We start from the raw sequence: 18,634 nt of genomic DNA, 5'->3' as shown, positions 1-18,634 counted from the left end.
AACGTCTTAAGTTTAACTCCAATCAGGCAACTTAATGTTTTGTTACATAGATTGGTTTTTTCCCGCCTATCTACTTATCCTGGCAAATGCTGCAATTATTTAGCACAATCAAATATTGGGGTTCTAATTTCAACTAACAATTGCTTTAACTTCGCGAGTTAAATTTCTCGATTTGGTTCCGCTTCTATTTGAGTGAATTCTGGCAGCTTTCTTTCTAATTTGCTGGCTATTTGCTGGCATCGGCGATAGCCATTTTCAGGCCAAAAAGAGCGATAGCCTGCGCGTTGAGAAAAAGACATAAAGTGCGATCGCCATTTCAACGACAGCTTCGATGGGATACTCAATAGCCGCCGCGCGGGTAATGAGGGCGATGCGGATGCGATCTGGTAGGTAAGCGAGGATGGATTGAGCGTCAGCCGGAATTTGGCGGGCTGCTTGCGGTTGTCCGTCGGTCATGAAGATGGGGAGCGATCGCAACTGAGCGCTGCTAATCTCAAGGATGCTATCATAGATTAACAGTTACTATGTCTTTATAGGTAAATGACATGAACGCTAAAGAATTGCTCATTAAAGAAGTGGATAATATCCCCGAATTTATATTAGAAGAAGTTTGGGATTTTCTGCAATTTCTCAAAGCCAAGTATGATAAAGATAAGTTAGAAGCAAGCCTGCTCAGTGAATTTTCTTTGCAAAAAGACTGGTTAAGATTAGAGGAGGATGAAGCATGGCAGAATTTGTAAAAGGTGATGTGATAGTTGTTCCTTTCCCATTTTCAGATTTAACACAAGCCAAGCGCCGACCGGCTTTAGTCATAGCAACTTTGGCAGGAGACGATCTAATTCTTTGTCAGATTACTAGCCAGACGCTCGCCGATCGCTATGCTATTACCCTTGAAAGTAGTGATTTTAGCGAGGGCGGACTTAACCAAACGAGCAACATTAGACCTAATCGCTTGTTTACCGCTGATGAAGAAATTATACTTTATAAAGCTGGTAAGCTTAAACCTGAGAAGTTGAACGAGGCGATCGCCAAGATAGTTGAAATTATTCACCAGTAATTCTCTATTGTCAAGCGTTCCTCAGCTCAAAATGCTGTTTGACTAGATTGTGTTGTGCGATCGCCCGCGCGTTGATAAAAAGAGATAAAGTGCGATCAACCTTTCCAGACTAAAAATGCGATCGCACTCACACTCCCAACCTAATATCGCCCTTCTCATTCCACTCCTGGCGATCGCCCCATCACCTATAATTTTAATTAACATCCTGTCCCTTCCTTAAGCAGGGGTGGGGGGACAGGATGGGAGGGGAAACGAGACTTAAAGCGATCGATAAACGCGATAGTTAATTTCAGGGAAAATATTATCAATCTCCTCAACCTTCTCCAACCAACCCGAATCAACTTTCCCTTCTTTCACTTCATCGTAAAGTTTATGAAAGCGCATTAAGTGCGATCGAGTCCGCCGCACTGCATAGGGCACCATCGTCCCTGTACGCATGATAAATGCCCAGTCAGAAGATTGAGCTAGCAGCACTTCCCGCGCCGCCTGGTTCAAAGCACGATATTGCAACTCATCTTCCGGTTCCATACTTCCCAACTCAATCATCCGTTCCGCAGCCTTGTGCAAATGCGGGTAAATCCAAGCATTCGTCTCATTCAACCAATACTCGTGGAAACCCCGGAAACCCCAACTCGACTGAGACGGGCGGCACACTTGCTGAGTCGGATTTCCCCGCAAATAATCGGCTAAGTGCGTCATCTTGTAGGTATTTTGGTCGTACCAACTCTTGCGGAACAGGTAATCTAAGAACCAAGGCCCTTCGTACCACCAGTGACCGAAAAGTTCGGCGTCGTAAGGCGAAACAATAATCGGCGGACGCTGCATAATGCCGTTGAGGTGTTCGACTTGGCGTTCGCGGTTGAAAGCAAAGTTGCTGGCGTGCTCCGCTGCTTTTTCCCTTGCCCAGTAAGGATCGTACAACTGTTTATCGCCTAAACCCAATCCGCGACCGGTGATTTTGTGATATTTAATCCCGGTATTTTTCCGCTGGCCGTTGGGCATGATGTAGGGCTTAATGTAATCGTAGTCAGCTTCCCAGCCCAAATCTTTGTAGAATTCGCGGTATTCGGCGGCGCCGGGATAGCCGACTTCGGAAGACCAAACCTGCTGCGAGGATTCGTGATCCCGGCCGAAGGCTGCTACTCCGCATTCGGTGAAAATTGGGGCGTAGCTGCCGTAGCGGGGACGCGGGCGGGCGTAGAGGATGCCGTGACCGTCTGTAAGAAAGTAGCGGAGGCCGGCGTCGGCTAACATCCGTTCTAAGCCTTCATAGTAGGCGCATTCGGGCAGCCAAATACCTTTTGGTCGGCGGCCGAAGTTTGCTTCGTAGTTGTCGCAAGCTACTTGAATTTGTGCCCAAACTGCTTCGGGGTACATTTTCATCAGCGGTAGGTAGCCGTGGGTGGCGCCGCAGGTGATGATTTCGAGGTTGTTGGTATCTTGGTGTTCTTTGAAGGCTTTGACTAAATCTCGATCGTACTTTTCCCAAAAGTTGCGGACTTGAGAGAAATGGGCGGCGTAATGTTCTGCCAAATAGCGGAGGTGACCATTTCCGCTATTGTGCTCGATTTCGAGATCCGCTAATTCTTCGAGTTTAGCTAAGTGGTCGTCGAAGCGGTCTTGCAGCAAGGGGTCGCGCAGCATGGCAACCAATGGCGGCGTCATGCTCATGGTAATTTTAAAGTCGATGCCGTCGCGCTTGAGCCCTTCAAAGACTTGCAGCAGGGGAATGTAGGTTTCCGCGATCGCCTCAAACAGCCATTCTTCTTCTAAAACGTAGTCGCTTTCGGGGTGGCGGACAAAGGGCAAGTGGGCGTGGAGAACGAGTGCGAGGTAGCCAATAGTCATAAAAAAATTTGGTAAGTGGGAAACGAGCGTGTCTTTAGACCGCTCGTGGGAAACGGCTAGGCGGTTTCAACCGCCGTGAATCTTTCCATTACACGGGGATTGCTAGATGGGAGTGTACTTTTGTAATGTACTTTCAGTGGGACAATTACCACATCCAACCTCGCAACCGGCGATCGCATAATGTTCGCTCCTTTATGAGCCTCTATGAGAGGGGTAATGTTAGCTTGCGCCTGAGTTAAGAGCCGATACTATATCTAGGAAACTGATTTAACCCAATAAGTCTGTTTAATCCTAAATTTCGCTTGGCAAGGAACTAGCGAGAGCATTCCCTGGTAGGCCTTTAACTCTTACCGTTAACGTAGTACGCAGGTACGCCTCTGGTCAACTATGGTTTAAGTCTTAGGCCCGAAGCAAGAAGCGTATCTAGAGACCGGGGTCATTGACATTGATTTGGATGCCGTAGTTATTAACTGACGCCAGTTAGGCACAGCTTTAAAATATTTTAAGATTTTATGCTGAAACGGGACTCACAAAATGCCGTGTTTTTTTAATGGCCTTTCTCTAACAAACTAAATGTCAGCAAATTCTGATTTTCTGCTTGCTGTCGGATTAGGGTTGCTGCTGTTTGAGAGTCTACTGGCTTTGAGAAAAAGAATCCCTGGGCGTACTCACATTTTAACCCTTTTAGTATAGATAGTTGCGAGGCTTCTTCGACTCCTTCGGCTACTACATCCATGCCTAAATTGTGGGATAAAGTAACGATCGACCGCACAATTTCTGTCGGATCAATGCCTCCTTTACTGAAATCGAACTCACCTCCCATCCTGCTAACAAAAGAGCGGTCTATTTTTAAGGTATTGGTGGGGAAGCGGTGCAGGTAGGAGAGCGAGGAATAGCCGGTGCCGAAGTCGTCAATACACAAGTGTATGTTTCGGGTTCTGAGCTGCACCAGCATTGCTGTTACTGATTCGGAATTTTCTATGAGTACGCTTTCGGTAATTTCTAGTTTTAAACTGCTGCCGTCGAGGTGAGTTTCTGCGAGAACTTGGTCGATGTATTCGATTAAATCGGGCTGAGAAAACTGTTTGACAGAAATGTTGACGCTAACGCTTAAGGGGGGATTGCTGGGAAATAGCTGCTGCCACTGGCGGATTTGGTGGCAAGCTGTGCGGAGTACCCAGCGGCCCAGCGGTACGATCAAGCCGGTTTCTTCGGCGATGGTGATGAATTCACCGGGGGAAACTAAGCCACGTTCTGGATGCTGCCAGCGCACTAGGGCCTCAAAACTGGTAATTGTGTTGTTGGCGATCGACACGATCGGCTGGTAGTGAATAATAAACTGGGGCGCTGGGGATAAGGGAGGTAAGGCTGATTCGGGGGAGGAGGGAAAGTCTTCTTCTCTGATCGGTTCTCTAATTGATTCGATCGCCCGCCGCAGGTCGTTTTCTAGCTGCAATAGCCGCAAAGCGTGGGCGTGCATGGAACTGTTGAAAACTTCGTGTCGGGATCGGCCGAGTTCTTTGGCGCGGTACATTGCTGTGTCGGCGTCGCGCAGCAGGGTTGTCGGTTCCACGTATTCGCCAGAACTCAAAGCTATGCCGATGCTGGCGGTGATAAATACTTCGTGTCCGTCTAGAAGGATAGGGGAGGTGATTTTCTTTTGCAGACGGTTGACAATGGTGGTAGCTTCATTGATGCCCTCGATGTCTTCTAACAACAGCACAAACTCGTCTCCTCCAAGGCGAGCCACTGTATCTCCGACCCTCAGACAAGCTTCCAGACGCCGCGCGATCGATACTAGCAGTTGATCGCCGATGGCGTGGCCGAGGGAATCGTTGACTACTTTAAATCTATCTAAATCGAGAAACAGCACGGCAAACAAGTAGTCTTTGCGCCGTTTTGCCATCCTCAGAGCGTGTTCGAGCCGATCGGTAAATAGCGATCGGTTGGGCAATCCGGTGAGGGCGTCGTGAAAAGCATCGTGCAGCAGTTGTTCTTCGGCGAGTTTGCGCTGAGTGATGTCGTGACAGTTAATCACGATTCCCTTGACTGCGGGATCGTACAGCAAGTTGGTGGCTACAGCTTCTACATAACACCAGGAACCGTTGCGGTGGCGGACTCGGTACTCAACTGGGCACTGGCTTCTTTTGGGGTTTTCAATGGCTTTGTGGAGGGTTTCGGTGATCGTGGCGCTGTCGTCGGGGTGAACTATTTCTAAGGCGCTGCGGCCGATCGCCTGGTGGGGTGCGTATCCTAAAATTCGCTTGACGGAAGGGCTGATGTAGCGGAAGATTCCTTCGGCGTCGAGAATGATCGTGATGTCTGTGGCATTTTCAATCAGCGAGCGAAATCGCTGTTCGCTTTGGCGCAGTGCTGATTCTGCTTGTTTGCGATCGCTGATGTCGAGGGCTACTCCGTCTATAATTACGTCGCCGTTTTCGTTTTTGGAAAATTTAGCGCTGTCTTGAACCCACTTGACCTCCCCAGATCTCAGAACGATGCGGTACTGGCGATCGCACGGCAAAAGACTCGCTCTCGATGATGCTACGAGGCTGTCAGACGAGCTTTTGTCCTCTGGATGGATGATTTCGGTCAAGAGTTCCGGGTGCAAAATCACTTCTTCAGCCCCGAACCCAGTAACTTCGCGCACGCCCGGACTGATGTAGGGCATGGAGATTGTGCCATCGGAATGCAGCACGGTGCGGTAGACTGAGCCGGGAATGTTGGCTGCCATTGTGGCTAGCTGCTGCTGGATGCCGCAGACTGCTGCTTCGGCGCGCTTGCGTTCTGCAAGTTCGGTTTGGGCTTGTTGGTAGAGTTCGGCTTGGTGGATCGCGATCGCGCACTGATCGGCTATGGCTTTGAGTAGGGAGAGTTCTTCGACGGTCCAAGAGCGCGCCCGATCGCACTGATAGAGGCTAATTCCTCCCAAAAATGACTCCTGGTAGAGCAGTGGGGCGATCGCGACGGAGCGAAACCCTACCAACTGTGCGGATTCTTGCAGCGACGGGCACAGTGTCGATAACTCGTCGATGATCAGGGTTTCCCCAGCCGCGAGATCGGATCGGTAGTGCTCAGCCACTTTGCAATTTAGCCCGACGAACCGTTCTCTGTTGGATGCTTTGCTGATGTAGCGAACTCTGATTCCGCCTTCAGCATCTGGCTGCAAGATGGCGCAGGCGGTGATTTCGAGAGCTTCGTGCAGTTGATCTGCTGTGGTTTGCAGCACTTCGTCGAGTACAAGGGTGAAGCGCATGGCTTGGAGGATGCGGTTGACGATCGCTTCTCGCTGAGCTTGCCGCTGAATTTGGGCGATCGCTTCTTGTTGCTGGCGCCGCATTTTGTATTCTTGGAGCGATCGTTCTAAGACTGTTGGCAACCTAAACAGCCGCCCTTTTAATACGTAATCTGTCATTCCGGCTTTGAGGCACTCAACTGCCGCTTCTTCTCCCAAACTTCCCGTTACTAAAATCAAGGGTATGTCTTGCCCTAATTCCTGCATTAATTTCAACACTTCTAAACCGTTGAAGCCTGGGAGGCGGTAATCTGAGAGTACAGCATCGTACTTGCAATTCTCCAGCAGTTTTCTGCACTCTGTTGCTGTTTCTGCCATGTCGCACTTAAAATTTACCCCCCCCGATTCTAAGGCGAGCACTATTAATTCCATATCTTCTGCCATGTCTTCGATAATCAACAATTTTAATGTTGATTCCGCTACCATTTTTAGTAGATAGTTGGTCTGATTTATATCTAACATAAGGTATTCGGGAGGTTTTCAATTGGTTATTCGTGTTTTTGCTAGTAATTTTTTAGACTGAGTTTGGTTATTAATTTTATCTCGATATTTTTAGCAAAATCAATTATATACTCTACTCGCAAGACCTTTATTTAGCATCGGTAGTCGAGGGCTGACCGAACCCATTGGGGATCATCCCAATTTTTCAAAGAGCGTTTTTTAGGAGTACGAGCATCTTGCACCGCTAAGCCTAGCTCTTTCGCTTTCATTCCTGACAGTGAACACTTCTGTCACACCACAATTCGGATGCTCTCACCGATTGTGACTTATTTAAGTGTATAAGAGTTTTAAATTTTGAATTTAAAACTCTTATACACTTAACTTATGAATCTATATTACCGTTTGAGATTGTTTGCGCTAGTTTAAAGTAAAACGTGGCTCCTTGACTAGGTAGGCTTTCGGCCCAAACCGTGCCGCCGTGGCGGTGAATAATCCGCTGGACGATCGCCAAACCGATGCCCGTACCTTCAAATTCTCTCTGGGAGTGCAGCCTCTGAAAGGCTCCAAACAGGCGATCGGCGTATTCCATCGGAAAACCCACCCCGTTATCCTTGACAAAAATCGTCCCATCCGGTAGACCCTCAATAACTATTGTAGCCGGAGTGCGTCCGCGGCTGAACTTGACGGCGTTGCTAATCAAGTTGCTGAACACTTGTTGCAGCAAGGTTGGATCTCCCATTACTGTCGGCAAATCTCCGACGGCAAATTCAACGCTGTGGGGAGTTTGGGCCGGATCGGCGACGGCTGGGGGTTTAGTCAATTTAATCGCATTTTGTACCAAACGGCTCAGATCGATCGGAATTTGCCTCAACTCGGTGCGACTCACCCGCGACAGGGCGAGCAAACCGTCAATCAACAGGCTCATTTTTTGGCTGCTGTCTTCAATTACTTCCATATAGTGAACTATTTTGCGATCGCTCAAAGCCTCAGTTAACTCTAGCCGCTGTTTCAACGCTTCTACAAAACCTGAAATATGTCGCAAAGGTGCACGCAAGTCGTGGGAAACTGAGTAAGAAAAAGATTCTAATTCTTGATTGGCAGCTTCTAATTGCTCTGTGCGTTCTGACAAAGCTTGTTTTGTCTCTACCAACTCAGTGATATCGCGAGAAGTACCAATTAAAGCATAAACCTTGCCGTCTATATTTCTGAGGGGAATTTTAAAAGTATCGTAGTAAGTCGTCTCGCCAGCCATCACAAATTTATCCTGCAAGTGCATAGTTTCGCCTGTTTCAAATACCTGCGAATTTTCCCTACAAAATTGTGCGGATCTGCCTGGGGAAAAACATTCAAAAATAGTTTTGCCCTGCATCTCTTTCCTGCTATTTAATCCAGCAGTTTGGGCAACCGATTGATTGACAAAAGACAGTCGCATATTCTCGCGATTTACCACAAAAATGTGATCGGGCAAAGCATCAAAAAACGTCTCTAATTCTGCGGTACGCTGAGCGACTTGAGCTTCTAAAGTTTCGTTGAGTTCTTTGAGTTTAAATTCTACTCGTTTGCGTTCGGTGATATCTTGACCAATTCCGATACAACTGCCGTCTGAAAGACGAACATTTGCCCAAGAAGTGTCGATAATTCGCCCGTCTCTAACTTGTGTTTTGAAGTCGCTCCACTTCTGATTTGCTGCTTGGATTTCATCCAAAACATATTGACGGTATTCTGGCTGCGGATAAAATTCTGCCAAGATATCACGGTTTTTGATTTCTGCCAAACTCCAGCCTAGCACTTGTTCCCAGTGGCTGTTGACCCAGTTTATTTCACCATTTTTATCTAAGAAAGCGAGCATGATCGGCACGTTGTCGAAGATAGTTTGCAGCAGTTCTTTTTGCTGTTTTAATGATTCTTCGGCTTGTTTGCGATCGCTGATGTCGAGTACGGAACCGATAATTTGACTCATTTGTCCGTCGGGCGTTCTTTTGAAAATTGTAGAGCGATCGTGCACCCAGCGCCATTCCCCATTTTTGTGTTTAATTCTGTAGTCTCTGTCATCCGTTTCATAGGGATTGCTGCTGTATTTGAGTCGCTCCATACCTGTAATTAGCTTTAACATATCATCGGGATGAATTAAGCTAGCTAAAGCGTCTGTACCCAAATCTTGCAATTCTTCGGGAGTGTATCCCAGCATCGCTGTGACCGATTCATTTGCATAAATATTTTTGTTTTCTACTGCATCGTAAATGTAAAGGAAGTTAGGGATAGTTGTCAGGATACTCTCTAAAAGTTGTTGATGCTTTTGCAGTTCTGATTCTGCCTGCTTCCGCTCGCTTAAGTCCAGCACAAAACTGACGCCTAACTGCTTCGTTCCTTCTAAAAATGTGCTGCCCAGCAGCACCGGAACGCGGCTACCATCGGAGCGTATAAATTCTTTTTCAAAGGGGACAACAGTATTTCTAGCCTTCAGTTCGGCAACTTTTTCTGTATCTAAACGCACGTATTCTGGCGGTGTCATTTCTTGCCAGTTAATTTTTCCGGCAAGCAGCTCGTCCCGCGTATAATTTACCGTGTTTAAAAAAGCGGCGTTGGCATCTATAATGTGGCCGTTAAGATCCCAAAAAATTAAGCCGATCATATTAGAATCAACTATGGCTTTAAATTTGGATTCGCTTTTTCGCAACTGATCTTCGACTTGTTTTAGTTCTGTAATGTCACGGGAGATGGATAAAACTGTTTCTACTGAATTGCCTTCAGCAAACTCGGGAATGACTCGACAGTGGTAATATTTTATGCCCTCGGAAGTGGGAAACTCAAATTCTATAGTTTCTTGTTTGCCGCTACTAAAAACTTTTATAAAAGCCTCATCCCACAGGCTGCATAAGTGCGGTGGTATTCCTGATTCTTGGTTGGTTTTGCCAATCAAATTTTCGGCATTTTTTCCAAGAGTTGATTCTACTGCTGGGTTGATATAAAGGAGGCGTAGTTTGCGATCGAACCGGGCGATAATATCGGTCGCATTTTCGGCGATGGCGCTGAAAGCTTGTTCGCGCCGATGCAGTTCTTCTTGAGCGCGCTGGAACTCGGTTATGTCTCTGGCAAATGAGAGAATTGAAACTACTGTTCCCGATTCATCGATGAGTGCAGAATTGTACCATTCGCAGTAAATTATCGAGCCATCTTTGGTATAGTTGCGGTTGCGGCAAACGTTGCGGGTTTCTCTGCTGTGTAACAGTTCATTTGTAGCGGCGCACACTTCCTCGAAGTCTTCTTGATAAACTATTGACCATTCGTGCCAGTATTTGCCGATTACTTCTGCTGCACTCCAGCCAAATATTTGTTCTGCCATTGGCGACCACCGCACTACCCGAAATTCTTTGTCCCACTCTACAACTGCCATTGGTAAGTTTTCTAGATGAAATTCCCGCCGCGAGTTGGCTTTTTTTATTTGAGTTTGAAGTTGCTGGCGGAGTTGCTTAGCCTCGGTCAAGCGATCGCTAATTTCCTGTGTGTTTGCTGAGCCGGCGTTGGCAAGGTGAGCAATGGTTTCTGCTGTTTGTTTTTCGAGTTCGTTCCAAGCGAGTTCGAGGGCTAATTCCGCCTGCTCTAGCTCAGTGATGCTGTTCTGAAACAGTTTGGCACTTTCAACTGGAATTTCAGGCATAGTTTTGACACTTAGGCAAGTGTTACTTTGAGAGTTCAAAATTAAAGCTTAAAAAATAAAAATATGTAATTTCCTGTTAAATTATACATTTTTAATTTTTAGTCTGTGCGTGGAGCCGATCGTTGGAAGCGGCGGGCGTTATTAAATACTGCCAGTCAAAGGATTTGGGGTGCAGATTGATCAGCAATTGTGGTGGATGGATCTAAAACTCTCCTGGATAAGGGAAGGGTGCGGGCAGGAGCAGGCGCTAAGTATATTTTTGCACAGAGTTGTTGTTTGGGGGCGCTCAAAAGGAGAGCGGCGTGGCTGGGGGCGTGGGTCGATCGCGAATCTGTAGCAGGGCGTTGCCTATGCAGATATCCATTTGTCTCAACTAAACACGCTTTCCCCAAGTACGTCAGGGGTTTAAACCTGCCGAACTCAGGGTTTGACGCGCTTGTTGACACCAATGAAACCGCGCCTACCTCCAAATACTCTCCAATCACTTTGGTCAATAAAAAGCTAAAATAAAATCTAAAGTTATTCAGTCTTTTAAATTGCTTATGACTGCTTCTGCACCCTCTTCGATAAAAAACCGAACTCAGTACGAAGCCATTATCGGCCTCGAAACTCATTGTCAATTAAGTACCAATACTAAAATTTTCTCCAGTTCTTCTACAGAATTTGGCAATGCCCCAAATACTAACATTGACCCAATTTGTATGGGAATGCCGGGAGTTTTGCCCGTATTAAATCAAAAAGTGCTGGAGTATGCGGTGAAAGCAGGGCTGGCTCTCAACTGCGAAATCGCACCTTACAGTAAGTTTGACCGCAAGCAATATTTCTATCCCGATTTGCCGAAAAATTATCAAATTTCTCAGTTCGATTTGCCGATCGCTACTAACGGCTGGCTAGAAATTGAACTCGTGGATGAGACGGGAAATTCTACTAGAAAAAAAATCGGGATCACTCGCTTGCACATGGAAGAAGATGCCGGAAAATTGGTTCACGGCGGCAGCGATCGGCTCAGCGGTTCTACTTATTCAATGGTGGATTACAACCGCGCCGGTGTGCCTCTAATCGAAATTGTTTCGGAACCGGATTTGCGATCGGGCGCGGAAGCTGCCGAATACGGTCAAGAATTGCGCCGGATCGTGCGCTACATCGGTGTTGGCGACGGGAATATGCAGGAAGGTTCGCTCCGGTGCGACGTGAATATTTCGGTGCGCCCCGTGGGCAGAAAAGAGTTCGGCACGAAGGTGGAAATTAAAAATATGAACTCTTTTAATGCGATCGAACGGGCGATCGATTATGAGATCGAGCGGCAAATTCAAGCTGTGGAAAATGGCGAAACCATCATTCAAGAGACCCGGCTTTGGGATGAAAACAAGCAGTGTACTTTCAGTATGCGGGTTAAGGAAGGTGCGAGCGATTATCGGTATTTCCCGGAACCGGATTTGCCTCCGATCAAAGTTTCGGCCGAGCAATTGCAGGATTGGCAAGCTCAACTGCCAGAATTGCCGGCCCAAAAGCGCAATCGCTACGAAACTGAGCTCGGTCTTTCTCCCTACGACGCGCGGGTGCTGACTGACGACAAAGCGGTGGCGGAGTATTTTGAAAAATCGATCGCCGCCGGCGCTGTGGCTAAACAAGCTGCCAATTGGGTGATGGGCGATATTACTGCTTATCTGAAAAATGAAAAGCTGGCGATCGGAGAAATTCCTTTCCAACCGCAGGATTTAGCCGAACTGCTGGGGTTAATTGATGCCGGTACGATCAGTGGCAAAATCGCTAAGGATATTTTGCCGGAATTGCTGGCAAACGGTGGTTCGCCTCAGAAGTTTGTTGAAAGCAAGGGTTTGATTCAAATTTCGGATACGGGGGCGATCGAGCAAGCGATCGATGCCGTGTTGGCAGCCAATCCCAAGGAGCTGGAACAGTACCGAGCCGGTAAAACTAAGCTGCTGGGCTTTTTTGTCGGCAAGGTGATGAAGGAAACGGGCGGCCGCGCCGATCCCAAACTGACGAATGAGCTGCTGACGGCCAAGCTTAACGCCCCAGGCTAAGCAGTCGTTAAGGGGGTCGTGTAGCGGATACAGCAGCGGGCGATCGGTTTTTCCCGATCTCGCCCTTCTGGGGGGATCGTAACTTTATAATTAATCTACATTTCTTTACAACATCTTCACGTTCGGGGGTGACACCCCTCATCCCTATCATGTTATATTGTGTTATGTAGATGCACCCTGATGGCAGAGAGAGTTACTTAGGTAGCTCTCTCTTTTTTTGGTCTTTTTTTTTGCACGGACGTGAAAATACGGATGGGGGAGAGGGGGGTTGGCCATACCGATTCCCGATTACTGATTACCGATTAGCAATTACCGCTTTGAGTCGATTAATATCAACTTTAGTTATTAACTAATTTTGACATTATGAGCGAACAAGCTAGCGAGCTAATCAAGCAGGGGATTTCGCAATATCAGGCACGCCAATTTGAGGCGGCGCTGGGTTCTTGGCAGGAAGCGCTGGCGCTGTATCGCTCAATGGACGATAAGCGGCGATCGGGTGCCGCGCTGGGTAATATGGGCGTAGCTTACGAAGCGCTGGGAAATTATGCTCAGGCGATCGACTGCTACCAGCAGCATTTGCTGTTAGCGCGGGAAATTGGGGATCGCCGGGGCGAGGCGAATGCTTTGGGAAATTTGGGCAATGCTTGCTGTGCTCTTGAGGATTTTTCTGGTGCTATTGATTACCAGCAGCAGCGTTTGGCGATCGCGCGGGACACTGGCGACGGGCGCTCTGAGTTGGAAACTTTGGGCAATTTGGCGCTAGCTTACGATGCTAATGGAGATTTGCCTGGTGCGATCGAATGTTATCACGAGCAGTTGTCGCTCGCGCGCACCAGCAAGGACGATCGCATTGAGCGTAATGCTCTCAAGTATTTGAAGCTCGGTTACAAGTATTTAGCAGATTACGACAAGGCCGACGAGTACCGACAGCAGCAATTGGCGATCGTCCGCGAACTGTTTTTAATTGATAAAAATAAGAGTTTTGTACAACTTGCAGAAACAGTGGGTTTAAATCCGATTGAGGATTTTGCTGGAGCTAATTTAAGCGGTTTTGACTTGCACTACGCTGATTTTAACGGTGCGGATTTGCGCGAAACCAACCTCCGGGGAGCCGATTTGACTTTGGCCGATCTCAGCGGTGCTTTGCTGAGCGCTGCTATTTTAATTGATGCTAATTTGTGCAATGCTAATTTGCGGGATGCTGAACTCAGCAGCGCCAATTTGAGCGGTGCTGATATGCGGACAAAGCTGCCCCGTGCGAATTTGAGCGGTGCAAATTTAACCGGCGCAAATTTGAGCAGTGCTTATTTACCGAATGCGATTTTAGTAAATGCAAATTTGACAAATACTGATTTCAAAAATGCTGATTTAAGCGGTGTTAATTTGAGTGGTGCGAATTTAAAAGGTACTGATTTGAGCCGCGCTGATTTGAAAAATACGGTGGTGGAAAATGCGAAGTTTTTTGGTTGTGTGGGAATTTCGGAAGCCCTGAAGGTTGAATTAAGGGCACGGGGCGGGATTTTTGAGTAGAATGGGAAATGTTGGTAATTGTAGAGGGTAAGAAAAGCTATGACTGCCGTAACTGTAAAACGATTCTCGATCGCCGAATATCACCGTTTGGGAGAACTCGGATTTTTCGCCCCCGATGACCGAGTTGAATTGATTCGCGGAGAAATTATTATCATGGCTGCTAAAGGTACGTTTCACTCTGTTTGTAATTCGCTATTGCTTAAAAAATTGTACCCACTGCTGGAAGAACGAGCGATCGTGCGCGGTCAAGAGCCGATTATTTTGTCGGCTGATAGCGAACCAGAGCCTGATGTTGTTATTGCTCGCAATCGTTCTGATAATTATTTATCTTCTCACCCGGAGCCTCCTGATATTTTGCTGGTAATTGAGGTTTCCGATTCTACTTTGAAATACGACAGGATAACCAAGTTATCTCTCTATGCTGAATCGGGAATTTCTGATTATTGGATATTTAATTTGGTAGATACTCAACTGGAAATGCACAGCGAACCTTATCAGAAACAAAACGGGAGTTATAGTTATCAATTGCAACGAGTTGTTCTGCCAAATCAGACGGTGGTAATTCCGGGTTTGACCGAGTTGTCTCTAGATTTGTCTTCGGTATTTCCCGCGCAGAGTGGTGAGTAAAAAATCTGGCTCGATAGCAGATATTTTAACTCAGTAATTAAAGAGCGATAGAGCTTTTTTCGATGATATAATGTAAAAGTGCAAAGGAATGAAGCCTAAAACTAGCACTATCATCCAAAACAATTTGGTTTCTGACCCCCGATTTATTCGCGGGAGAAATCTAAAATCTAAAATCTAAAATCAGATGACTGCTAAAACTCTCGCCCCACCCGAACAAATTGTCCAGCTATCGGGTATCAGTTGGCAAACCTACGAAAATTTGCTTGCCGAAATCGGCGATCGGCAAATTCGACTGACATATAATCGCGGCAATCTGGAAATTATGGTACCTTCTCCAGAACACGAACTTTACAAAAAAGTAATGGGTCGATTTGTTGAAACCCTAGCAGAAGAATTGGAACTCAACATTGCCCCCCGGGGTTCCACAACTTTCAAGCGTCCTGAACTTAGCGGTGTAGAACCTGATGAATGTTTTTACATCCAAAATGTTAGTGCAGTTAAAGGTAAAAAAAGAATCGAGATGAATCAAGATCCGCCACCGGATTTAGTGGTAGAAATTGATATTACCAGTCGTTCCGAAAATAGTTTGCAGATTTATGCGGATCTGGGAGTGCCGGAAGTTTGGATTTATAATGGAGTGCGATTCAGAATCAACAGATTGGAAAATGGAGAATACGTTGAGTGCGAGATCAGTTTAGCATTTCCTAGCTTACCGATATTAGAGATTGTCAGATTTTTGGAACAAGCAGAAACAATGGACTATTTGGAATTAGTGAAAGCATTTCGGAATTGGGTAAAAAGCCACATTCAGCAAAACCAATGAAGGGCGGAGAAAATTAAACAAAATTTACAATTTTAACCACAAAAAAAAGTTGTGTTGTGATCAAATAGAGATGATAAACTAATTTAAATATCAATTACAGGCTGGTAGTGCCAGCAATTCTACCCGATATGCGATCGCTAGAGTCTCACAACAAATACCCAGATTGCTTGTGGATGCAATTAGAAGCAATTCCCGTTCCATCGGTTGCACCCCAAACCCAGCAGCTCGACATTCACTTGAGCCTGAATTTTAACGAGCATTGGGAACCCCTGCTAGGTGGTCGCGTCAAATTTGGTCTGCAAGGCGGGACGCTCAAACTCTATCTAGAAAACTGCGAAATACCCGTAGCATCACGTCAGTTAGTCGGTGCTTTCAAGCTTTTGCCAATAGGAGAAACCCTGCCCATTCAAAGCAGTGCAGAAATTTTAGTAAGCGAAAGTCAGCGGGGAGTTCAGGGTGGCGAGAATTTGGAAAAAATTAAGGAGACAGAGAGCATATTTTGTCACGTTTCCACAATCAGCGATGATACAAAGCCAGCTTGGATTTTTGCAGTAGAACAAGGCAAATCAGTATTAAAAGGTTTGCTAAAAAGTGCTAAGCTGGGAGAAATTACTGCCAAAGAATTTCGGATGGCGGCGGCTTTTGAAGTGACTAAAGAAGATATTTATCTCACAGATGCTGAGGGTTTGTGGCCGCACGAAATCACGCCCAATCAACATTCTGTTTTAGAAAGAATTCTGACTGCATACCTGCAAGCCAATAAACTCAAACCTGCTCTCAGTTGGGCGCTATTATCCTACAATTTGCCTCCGATTGAACAGCCTGAAGAGGAAAGTGTCCCGGAAGCTGAATCGGAATTGCAGGAAATGGTCGATCGCATTATTTCCGCTGAAACGGACAACTTTGTAGAGTTGGCAAAAATCGCTAATCTCAATCCAGCACTGGATTTCGCGGGTAGCAGCTTGCGCGGAACAACTTTAAGTGCAGTGGATTTTAGCAGCGCCAATCTCGATCGGGCAAATTTCCGGGGCGCAACCTTAAACGATGCCGATTTCAGCGACGCCAACCTACAAAATGCCAAATTCGGCGGTGCAGATTTGAGTGGCGCTTTCTTAGGAAATGCTGATTTAAGCGGCGCAGATTTGCACAAAGCAAGTCTAGCTTTAGCTAACCTCAGCGGTGCCAATTTGAGCGGCGCAAATCTGCTGGAAGTGAACTTAACAAATACTAATTTCAGTGGTGCAAATGTCGAGTCAGCCAGATTCGGGAATAATTCAGGAATCGATGAGGAGATGCAGGTGAATCTACAGCAGCGAGGCGCAATTTTTGAAGAGGTTTAGTGGGTAAGTGCGAGATCCCTTTTATCCATCCGCCTCCATCGTGGCACGGGCGTCCCGCCTGTGCGAGGGAATTTAACCTTTAAACTATCGCCTCTGAAGAAAGTTGCTTCTTAATCCTTAACTCTCTAACTAAATTTATAGAGAGCGATGAACCGTAGCTGTTAAGAGGGTAAACAGGCATTTCTTGCCAACACTGACGGCACAACCAGTATACTTGACTTTGGCGAACGTGACGCAGCATTTGATTCGTGCAGCAAGGACAGCTTGTCATAAAAACCTCTTTTTTATAGATGAAAGTGTATTTGTCTCTTGTTGCCAAGTGCTGTAAGCTGCGTAGAAGCAGCAACTCTATCAATGTAGAGGTAAAGTCTTAAGAATCCTGCATCTGCCATACCAGGGAGTGTCAATCATCCCATCCCAAAATCTCTGTCACTTTTCCCGGCAGGGTGGTGGCTTCAAATGGTTTGGGAATTACCCCAGCAACACCCATTTGGGCAAATTGAGCCATATCGGTTGACAGAACTCTTGCTGTCAGCAGAATCACTGGAATCGATCGAGTTATGGGATCGGATTGGAGACGATCGTACACAGCAAACCCATCCATTCCCGGCATTGATAAATCCAGCAAAATAGCATTAGGTCGTTCTGTTTGTAGGATTTGTAAACATTCTTCTCCTGATTCGGCCACCAGGGTGTCCCATCCCGCGAGGTCTTCCAGGCACATCTGTATCAGTTCGCGGAGGTGTTCTTGGTCATCAACGATGAGAATTTGTTTCCCTTTCATCTTGTTTTCGGGCAGGAGAGTGCCATCATAATTAGCTACTTGCAAAGCGTTCATTTTATTTTGGTTGATTAGAAATCAATTTTTCGGTTGCCAATTGGGTCTCAAATACACACCTTTAAGCAATCGCTCAAAGATGTATATTTGAGAGTTGAATCCGAACTTCGGATTGCTCAACTCTCAACTCTTTAGCAATCTGAAGTATTAAACCATCCTGGTCTATTTCAGCCGCATAGATTTCAGGATGTACGCGGTGGGGCAACGGAATGAGACTTTGAAATCCACTAGGAAGGAAATAACCTTCTACTACAGCCACTTCGGTAGGTTGACCTTGGATTAAAACAGTTTCTGGAGTGATTTGGAGATTCAATTTGACAAGATCAATGTCAGAAATGTGAACTTTAAGGATAAGTGTTAAATCCTTTTCTTGAATTTTAATGCCTGTGATCGGTGTTTCCTCTGTATGAGCAATCCAAAGTGTGGATTGCTGACAACCAGTGGGCAAACCGGAAAATGAACCTGCGAGCTCCTGATTTATATCATTCAAAGCCTGAAAAGCATTCATTGAGTCTCCTCCTAATGCAAAGAACTGTTAGCTGCATAACAGGAGACTAAATAGCAACGGTAAGGATTTGGTAAAGATTGGGTTATTGTTACAATAATTCACAAAAATGGTGAAAGTTATTCATCCCATCCCAAAATCTCTGCTACTTCTTCCGTCAGGGTGATTGGTTGGATCGGTTTGGCAATTACCCCAGCTACCGCCATTTGGGCAAATTTAGCCCGATCGCTGGGCAAAACTTTCGCTGTCAGCAGAATCACTGGAATCGATCGGGTAATCGGATCGGACTGGAGGATCTCGTACACGGCAAACCCATCCATTCCCGGCATAGATACATCCAGCAAAATAGCGTTGGGTTGTTCTATTTGCAGTATTTGTAAACATTCCTCTCCCGATCCTGCCCCCACTGTTTCCCATCCGCCTAAATCTTCTAAGCAGGCTTGCACAAGTTCCCGAAGGTGTTCTTCATCGTCAACAACTAGAATTTGTCTGTCTGTCATGGGATTTTGGATTGGAGATTTTGGATTTTGGATTGATGGTACAGATTAATCTAAGGAATGAAAAATAAATAACTTAATGAATTACTCAGGTTGGGGTACGGCTCGATAATTCCATTTGGGCAAATAT

At 46.3% G+C, this 18,634-nt stretch carries 16 protein-coding genes; 7 read left to right on the top strand and 9 right to left on the bottom strand.

Going from position 1 to position 18,634, the window contains the following annotated elements; all coding sequences use genetic code 11:
- Positions 1–255 precede the first annotated feature (255 nt).
- Entirely contained in the window at positions 256–456 is a 201-nt protein-coding gene (locus tag QT979_RS26920; protein WP_333212265.1) for a hypothetical protein, read from the bottom strand.
- An 89-nt stretch (positions 457–545) separates the two neighbouring features.
- Between QT979_RS26920 and QT979_RS26915 the strand changes: the two genes are divergently transcribed.
- Positions 546–740: a hypothetical protein gene (locus QT979_RS26915; RefSeq protein WP_333312194.1), complete on the top strand. Its 195-nt coding sequence runs from the start codon at positions 546–548 to the stop codon at positions 738–740.
- A complete protein-coding gene (locus tag QT979_RS26910; RefSeq protein WP_333212261.1) occupies positions 725–1,057 on the top strand; it encodes a type II toxin-antitoxin system PemK/MazF family toxin in 333 nt (110 codons plus the stop codon). The genes QT979_RS26915 and QT979_RS26910 overlap by 16 nt, the downstream gene beginning before the upstream one ends.
- Before the next feature lie 42 nt (positions 1,058–1,099).
- Here QT979_RS26910 and QT979_RS26905 read toward each other — a convergent pair whose 3' ends face one another.
- From QT979_RS26905 to QT979_RS26890, 4 genes are all read right to left on the bottom strand, one after another.
- The gene (locus QT979_RS26905) at positions 1,100–1,261 is read right to left on the bottom strand and encodes a hypothetical protein (protein WP_333212259.1); all 162 of its coding nucleotides are present in this window, start codon (positions 1,259–1,261) and stop codon (positions 1,100–1,102) included.
- Between the two features lie 54 nt (positions 1,262–1,315).
- Positions 1,316–2,905 carry a glycoside hydrolase family 57 protein gene (locus QT979_RS26900; protein WP_333312193.1) on the bottom strand — a complete coding sequence of 530 codons (1,590 nt, stop codon included), beginning with the start codon at positions 2,903–2,905 and terminating at the stop codon, positions 1,316–1,318.
- A 547-nt stretch (positions 2,906–3,452) separates the two neighbouring features.
- Positions 3,453–6,662 carry an EAL domain-containing protein gene (locus QT979_RS26895; RefSeq protein WP_333312192.1) on the bottom strand — a complete coding sequence of 1,070 codons (3,210 nt, stop codon included), beginning with the start codon at positions 6,660–6,662 and terminating at the stop codon, positions 3,453–3,455.
- Positions 6,663–7,023: 361 nt separating this feature from the next.
- A complete protein-coding gene (locus tag QT979_RS26890; RefSeq protein WP_333312191.1) occupies positions 7,024–10,299 on the bottom strand; it encodes a PAS domain S-box protein in 3,276 nt (1,091 codons plus the stop codon).
- Positions 10,300–10,841: 542 nt separating this feature from the next.
- On the opposite strand from QT979_RS26890, the gene gatB reads away from it, so the two are divergent.
- From gatB to QT979_RS26865, 5 genes are all read left to right on the top strand, one after another.
- Entirely contained in the window at positions 10,842–12,344 is a 1,503-nt protein-coding gene (gene gatB, locus QT979_RS26885) for an Asp-tRNA(Asn)/Glu-tRNA(Gln) amidotransferase subunit GatB (protein WP_333212251.1), read from the top strand.
- 363 nt (positions 12,345–12,707) lie between these two features.
- Positions 12,708–13,874: a pentapeptide repeat-containing protein gene (locus tag QT979_RS26880; RefSeq protein ID WP_333212249.1), complete on the top strand. Its 1,167-nt coding sequence runs from the start codon at positions 12,708–12,710 to the stop codon at positions 13,872–13,874.
- Positions 13,875–13,913: 39 nt separating this feature from the next.
- Positions 13,914–14,501 carry a Uma2 family endonuclease gene (locus tag QT979_RS26875; RefSeq protein ID WP_333212247.1) on the top strand — a complete coding sequence of 196 codons (588 nt, stop codon included), beginning with the start codon at positions 13,914–13,916 and terminating at the stop codon, positions 14,499–14,501.
- A gap of 184 nt (positions 14,502–14,685) precedes the next feature.
- Positions 14,686–15,324 carry a Uma2 family endonuclease gene (locus tag QT979_RS26870; RefSeq protein ID WP_333312190.1) on the top strand — a complete coding sequence of 213 codons (639 nt, stop codon included), beginning with the start codon at positions 14,686–14,688 and terminating at the stop codon, positions 15,322–15,324.
- A 107-nt stretch (positions 15,325–15,431) separates the two neighbouring features.
- The gene (locus QT979_RS26865; RefSeq protein WP_333212243.1) at positions 15,432–16,664 is read left to right on the top strand and encodes a pentapeptide repeat-containing protein; all 1,233 of its coding nucleotides are present in this window, start codon (positions 15,432–15,434) and stop codon (positions 16,662–16,664) included.
- A gap of 79 nt (positions 16,665–16,743) precedes the next feature.
- Here the strand turns inward: QT979_RS26865 and QT979_RS26860 are convergent, their stop codons facing one another.
- The 4 genes from QT979_RS26860 to QT979_RS26845 form a co-directional block, all read right to left on the bottom strand.
- Positions 16,744–16,935: a hypothetical protein gene (locus QT979_RS26860; RefSeq protein ID WP_333212242.1), complete on the bottom strand. Its 192-nt coding sequence runs from the start codon at positions 16,933–16,935 to the stop codon at positions 16,744–16,746.
- Positions 16,936–17,067: 132 nt separating this feature from the next.
- Complete coding sequence (locus tag QT979_RS26855) at positions 17,068–17,448, bottom strand: response regulator (RefSeq protein ID WP_333312195.1); 381 nt, start codon at positions 17,446–17,448, stop codon at positions 17,068–17,070.
- Between the two features lie 127 nt (positions 17,449–17,575).
- Positions 17,576–18,010, bottom strand: a complete 435-nt coding sequence (locus tag QT979_RS26850; protein ID WP_333312189.1) for a hypothetical protein — start codon at positions 18,008–18,010, stop codon at positions 17,576–17,578.
- Positions 18,011–18,126: 116 nt separating this feature from the next.
- Positions 18,127–18,507, bottom strand: coding sequence for a response regulator (locus QT979_RS26845; RefSeq protein ID WP_333212238.1), 381 nt, complete (start codon positions 18,505–18,507; stop codon positions 18,127–18,129).
- Between the last annotated feature and the right edge of the window lie 127 nt (positions 18,508–18,634).

The sequence above is a fragment of the Microcoleus sp. w2-18bC1 genome (genome assembly GCF_036700365.1).
GTDB lineage: Bacteria > Cyanobacteriota > Cyanobacteriia > Cyanobacteriales > Microcoleaceae > Microcoleus.
The sequence above is the reverse complement of the archived record's forward strand: the minus strand, read 5'-3'. Positions and strand labels throughout refer to the sequence as shown.